This is a genomic window from Amycolatopsis rhizosphaerae (genome assembly GCF_007713715.1).
GTDB lineage: Bacteria > Actinomycetota > Actinomycetes > Mycobacteriales > Pseudonocardiaceae > Amycolatopsis_E > Amycolatopsis_E rhizosphaerae.
The window spans coordinates 1-1,782 of record NZ_VJWX01000794.1 but is presented as its reverse complement, the minus strand read 5'-3'; the positions used below and the strand labels follow the sequence as shown (position 1 = coordinate 1,782).

Sequence of the window (1,782 nt, the reverse complement as noted above, 5' to 3'; positions counted from 1 at the left end):
GGGCGGGGCAGTGGGGCAGCGCGCTCGCCTTCGCCTGCGCCACCTTCGGGCTGGAGTGCGAGGTGTGGCAGGTGCGCGCCTCCTACGACCAGAAGCCCTACCGCAAGATCATGATGGAGACCTTCGGGGCCACCGTGCACCCGAGCCCGTCGGAGGAGACCGCGGCGGGCCGGGCCGTGCTCGCGGCGGACCCCGCCTCGCCGGGCAGCCTCGGCATCGCGATCAGCGAGGCGGTGGAGAAGGCGGCCGCCGATCCGGACACCCGGTACGCGCTCGGCAGCGTGCTCAACCATGTGCTGCTGCACCAGACCGTGATCGGCGAGGAGGCGCTCAAGCAGTGCGCGCTCGCCGGTGAAACGCCCGACGTGCTGATCGGCTGCACCGGGGGCGGCTCCAATTTCGGCGGACTCGCCTTCCCGTTCCTGCGGGAAAAACTCGCCGGGCGGATGTCTCCGGAAATCCGGGCCGTGGAACCGGCGGCGTGCCCGACGCTGACCCGCGGCCGTTACGCCTACGATTTCGGCGACACCGCCGGGCTGACCCCGCTGCTGAAAATGCACACCCTCGGCCACGATTTCGTGCCCGACCCGATCCACGCGGGCGGTCTTCGTTATCACGGAATGGCGCCGTTGATTTCCCATATCCATGAACTCGGGCTGATGGACGCGGTGGCCGTCGGGCAGCGGGAGTGTTTCGCCGCCGGAGTGGCCTTCGCCCGGTCCGAAGGCATCATCCCCGCCCCCGAGCCGACGCACGCGGTCGCCGAATGCATCCGGGAAGCGTTGCGCTGCAAGGAAACCGGGGAGGAGAAGGTGATACTCACCGCGCTCTGCGGGCACGCGCACCTCGACCTGCCCGCCTATGCGGCGTACCTTTCCGGCGCGATGGAAGACCACGAGCTCCCCGAGGCCGCGCTGACCGAGGCACTGGCCGGGGTGCCGCGACCGTGATGGGATGCCGATGCCGGAGCAGGACGCCGCCCTGACCTACACCTCCTACCTCGCGCTGGACGAGGTGCTCGCCGCGCAGCGGCCCCGATCGGCCGAGCACGACGAGATGCTGTTCATCGTCATCCACCAGGTGTACGAGCTGTGGTTCAAACAGCTGCTGCACGAACTGCGCTACCTGCAGCAACGCCTCGCCGACGGCGACACCGCGCGCGCGATCCGGACGCTGCGGCGCGTGCTCAGCATCCTCAAGGTGGCGGTGGCGCAGATCGACGTGCTGGAGACCATGACGCCGAGCCAGTTCGCCGGGTTCCGTGCCCGGCTGGAGGCGGCGAGCGGCTTCCAGTCGGCGCAGTTCCGGGAGCTGGAGGCGGTGCTGGGGCGGCGGGACGACGGCGCCGTCGAGCACTACCCGGCGGGCAGCGAGGCGCGGGAGCGGATCGCCGCGGCCATGGCGGGCCCGTCGCTGTTCGAGTCGTTCGTGGCGTACCTGGACGGTCAGGGCTACGACGCGGCGGGCGGGATCCGGGAGGCACTGCTGCGCGTGTACCGCGACGACGCCGGCCCCGCGCTGGTCTCCGAGCACCTGGTGGATCTGGACGAGGGCCTGCAGGAATGGCGGTACCGGCACGTCAAGATGGTCGAGCGGACCATCGGCGACAAGGCGGGCACCGGCGGCTCGTCCGGCGCGGGCTACCTGCGCTCCACCCTCTTCCAGCCGCTGTTCCCCGACCTCTGGTCCCTCCGCCGCACCCTTTAGCCCGGCTGCGGTTTCCGATGGTGAGTGTTGGCCGTGAAGGGTCCCTTCACGGCAAATACGACCTGTCTCTTATAC

Annotated in this window: 2 protein-coding genes; both read left to right on the top strand. The window is 70.1% G+C overall.

All coding sequences use genetic code 11. From position 1 onward, the window contains the following. A partial coding sequence (locus FNH05_RS36905; protein WP_144593461.1) for a TrpB-like pyridoxal phosphate-dependent enzyme occupies window positions 1-950 on the top strand: 950 nt, incomplete at its 5' end. Window positions 951-960: 10 nt separating this feature from the next. Further along, complete coding sequence (locus FNH05_RS36900; RefSeq protein WP_144593462.1) at window positions 961-1,707, top strand: tryptophan 2,3-dioxygenase; 747 nt, start codon at window positions 961-963, stop codon at window positions 1,705-1,707. Window positions 1,708-1,782: the final 75 nt, after the last annotated feature.